Source organism: Acidovorax sp. HMWF018 (genome assembly GCF_003061035.1).
In the GTDB taxonomy this organism is placed as follows: domain Bacteria; phylum Pseudomonadota; class Gammaproteobacteria; order Burkholderiales; family Burkholderiaceae_C; genus Acidovorax; species Acidovorax delafieldii.
In genome coordinates this window covers 1-3,569 of the sequence record NZ_QAIM01000190.1, presented here as the reverse complement: position 1 = coordinate 3,569, position 3,569 = coordinate 1, and the positions used below count along the sequence as shown (strand labels likewise).

Here is a 3,569-nt window from a genome sequence, read left to right as displayed (position 1 = left end):
TCGCTGCGGCGCGAGAAGGGCTGCCACAGCGGCTCGCTGCCCAGCAGCACGTTGTCCAGCACCGTGAGGTTGTCGGCCAGCGTGAAGTGCTGGTGCACCATGCCAATGCCCGCCGCCAGCGCTGCACGCGGCTGGCCGGGCGGCAGGGGCTGGCCAAAGACTTCGATGCTGCCTTCGTCGGCCACGTAGTGCCCGAACAGGATGGACATCAGCGTGGACTTGCCTGCGCCGTTTTCGCCCAGCAGGGCCAGCACCTCGCCGCGTGCCAGGGTCAGGCTGATGGCGTCGTTGGCGACGAGCTTGCCAAAACGCTTGGTGATGCCCGACAGTTTCAGGACGGGGGCGTTGGTGGAGGCCATCTACTTCCACGCCGCCAGAAACGCCCGCAACACCTTGGCCGAGTTGGCGGCCGCCAGGCCCATGAAGGTGCCCATTTCGTTCTCGCCCTCGCCGCCACCGGCGAGGTCGCTCAGTGACCGGAAGGCGATGTAGGGCACGCCATTGCTGTGGGCGACCATGGCGGTGGCGGCGGTTTCCATGTCGAGCACGTTGGCCTCGAAGGTCTTGAAGGCGTATTCGCGGAAGGCCTTGTTGTCCACAAAGGCTTGGCCCGATACGCCGTTGCCGCCCACCACCAGTTGTGGGCGCTGCTTGAGGCAGGTGGCGGCCAGGCAGTGCTCCAGGCCCACGTTCTGCAGGCTGCGGGCGGTGGCCAGCATCTTGGGGTCGGCTTCGAACCAGAACTTCTTGCTGAGCTGGGGGTTGGCAGCCGATCGCACCTCCACCGGGCGCGGGTGCATCATGCCGAAGGCGGGCATCGTCAGCTCGCTTTTCATCCAAGCGGGGGCGCTGTACTGGCCGGGCTGCTCTTCGCGCGCCATCAGCCATTCCATGTACTGGCCCCACTGTGTGGGCACCGTCACGTCGCCAATGTGCAGGCTAGGGTTCACGCCGCCCGCAATGCCGCTGAAGACCACGTGGCTCACGTGGAAGCGGTCCAGCACCAGCTGGGTGTTCATGGCCGCGTTGGTCATGCTGATGCCCGACAGGAACACCACCACGGGTTTGCCCTCCAGCGTGCCGGTGGTGAACTCCACTCCGTTGATGCTGTGCTTGGCAGGCTGCTGCACCTGGGGCAACAGCACGGTCAGCTCGGGGGCAAAAGCGGAGATAACGGCGATGCGGGGTGTGTCGTCCAGCCGCACGGCGTTTTTGCCAGGCGAGGTGGCGGCACAGCCCGCGACCACGGCGGCCAGGGCCAGGGCGCCCAGCAGGCGGGTCCACCGGGTTGTCAGAGTCGGCTTGGTGGTGTGGTGTGAAAACATGGTGGGTGAGCCTCGTCGGTGTGCAATAGCGGTGAGCATCAAAACAAACAGGCCACCGCTTTGCTGGGGTGGCCTGTGCACAGAAGTTGAGGACGCGGGCACGGCGCCCGCTGCATCCGGTGCTTACTTGGCCGTGGACTTGGGCTGGCTGTCGTCCACCTTCACGGTGAACTTGCCGGCCAGGATGTCGGCCTCCTTGGCCTTGACCTTGGCGACGATGTCGGCCGGCACCTTCTTCTCGAATGTGCCCAGGGGCGCGAGTTCGGAGCCCTTGTGTTTCATCATCGAATATGGGCCGTAGTCCTCGGCCGTGAATTTGCCGTCCTTGACCAGCTTGAGCGCGCGCTCGATGCTGGGCTCCATGTGCCACAGGGCCGATGCCACCACGGTGTCGGGGTACTGCTCTTGTGTGTTGATCACGTTGCCGATGGCGAGCTTGCCTTTTTCCTTGGCCGCGTCGCTCACGCCAAAGCGCTCGGCGTAGAGCACGTCGGCGCCCTTGTCGATCATGGCGAAGGTGGCTTCCTTGGCCTTGGGTGGGTCAAACCAGCTGTTGATGAAGGTGATGGTGAACTCGACCTTGGGGTTGGTCTCTTTGGCGCCCGCCATGAAGGCATGCATCAGGCGGTTGACCTCGGGGATGGGGAAGCCGCCGACCATGCCAATCTTGTTCGTCTTGGTCATGCCGCCAGCCACCATGCCGCTGAGGTATGCGGGCTCCTGGATGTAGTTGTCGAACACGCTGAAATTGGGCGCCTGCGGCTTGCCGGAGGAGCCGAGCAGGAACGAAGTCTTGGGGAAGTCCTTGGCCACCTTGCGGGCGGCGGCTTCTACCGCAAAGGCCTCGCCCACGATGAGCTGGTTGCCGCCGGTGGCGTATTCGCGCATCACGCGCTCGTAGTCGGCGTTGCTCACGTTTTCGCTGGCCTTGTATTCGATCTCGCCACGTGCCTCGGCGGCCTTGAGGGCCTTGTGGATGCGGCTGACCCATTGCTGTTCAAAAGGCACCGTGTAGATCGCCGCGACCTTGATCTTAGACTGCGCGAAGGCCAAAGAGGGCGCCATCGCCATGGCGGCCGAGAGGGCCATGGAGGTGCAGAGCAGGCGTCCGGTGAAGATGCGGCGAGTGGTCATGGTGGGGTTCCTTCAGACAAGCAAACAAGGAGGTTGGGTGTGCTGCTACCAAGCAAGGAGCGCGCCAGTCGGTGGCGATGTAACTGCAAACCAGCGGCAAGTCTGCCAGAGGAAAGCCACCAGTTGGTAAAAAAATGGTGCATGCGTGCAGCGCATCCGGAAACCAGGCTGGGGCACCCCACCAGAGTAGGGCTCCCAATGGGCTGTTACGCAACGCAGGGAGGCCCGGTGATGAAAAAAAAGCCACCGCTGGGCGGCAGGCCCTGCGGTGGCTGGTGCACGGGCGCTGCCGTTGTGCGCTTATTTGGTGCCAAAAATGCGGTCACCCGCATCGCCCAGGCCCGGCAGGATATAGCCGTGGTCGTTCAGCTCGCGGTCGATGGCGGCGGTGAAGATGGGCACGTCGGGGTGGGCCTTCTGCAGCGTGGCCACGCCTTCAGGGGCGGCCAGCAGGCAGACGAACTTGATGGAGCGGGGGTTGAGCTTCTTGAGGCGGTCCACACAGGCCGCGGCTGAGTTGCCAGTGGCCAGCATCGGGTCCACCACGATGATGTCGCGCTCGTCCATCTCGGACGGCATCTTGAAGTAGTACTCCACGGGCTGCAGGGTGGCCGGGTCGCGGTACAGGCCGATGTGGCCCACGCGGGCGCCGGGCACCACGTTGAGCATGCCGTCCAGAAAGCCGTTGCCCGCGCGCAGGATGGAGACCAGCACCAGCTTCTTGCCATCGATCATCTTGCCGGTCATGGTCTCCAGCGGGGTTTCGATCTGCACATCCTGCAGCGGCATGTCGCGGGTCACTTCGTACGCCATCAGCGTGGACAGCTCGCCCAGCAGGCGGCGAAAGCTGTTGGTGCTGGCGTCTTTCTTGCGCATCAGCGTGAGCTTGTGCTGGACGAGGGGGTGGGTGATGACGGTGACGTTGCTCATGGGGAACCTGAAAGGAGAAGGGCAGAGGCCTTTGCGCTGACGAACAGGCGCGCTCTGCCGCGCGGTGAGTGAAAAAGTGGGGGCTAGTCTGCCAGAAACCGTGCCAGCCGCGACAAATCGACGTTGCCGCCGCTGATGAGGATGCCGACGCGCGCTCCGTGGATGTCCACGTTGCCATGC

General features: G+C 64.2%; 4 protein-coding genes. All 4 read right to left on the bottom strand.

Annotation, left to right across the window (positions count from 1 at the left end):
- The coding region (locus tag DBR23_RS07075; RefSeq protein ID WP_146191265.1) for an ATP-binding cassette domain-containing protein at nucleotides 1-359 on the bottom strand (359 nt) is incomplete at its 3' end.
- Nucleotides 360-1,325 carry a 5'-methylthioadenosine/S-adenosylhomocysteine nucleosidase gene (locus tag DBR23_RS07070; RefSeq protein WP_199227654.1) on the bottom strand — a complete coding sequence of 322 codons (966 nt, stop codon included), beginning with the start codon at nucleotides 1,323-1,325 and terminating at the stop codon, nucleotides 360-362.
- A gap of 123 nt (nucleotides 1,326-1,448) precedes the next feature.
- The gene (locus DBR23_RS07065) at nucleotides 1,449-2,459 is read right to left on the bottom strand and encodes a BMP family protein (protein ID WP_056062290.1); all 1,011 of its coding nucleotides are present in this window, start codon (nucleotides 2,457-2,459) and stop codon (nucleotides 1,449-1,451) included.
- 300 nt (nucleotides 2,460-2,759) lie between these two features.
- Nucleotides 2,760-3,389 carry a uracil phosphoribosyltransferase gene (gene upp / locus DBR23_RS07060; RefSeq protein WP_056062295.1) on the bottom strand — a complete coding sequence of 210 codons (630 nt, stop codon included), beginning with the start codon at nucleotides 3,387-3,389 and terminating at the stop codon, nucleotides 2,760-2,762.
- Nucleotides 3,390-3,569: the final 180 nt, after the last annotated feature.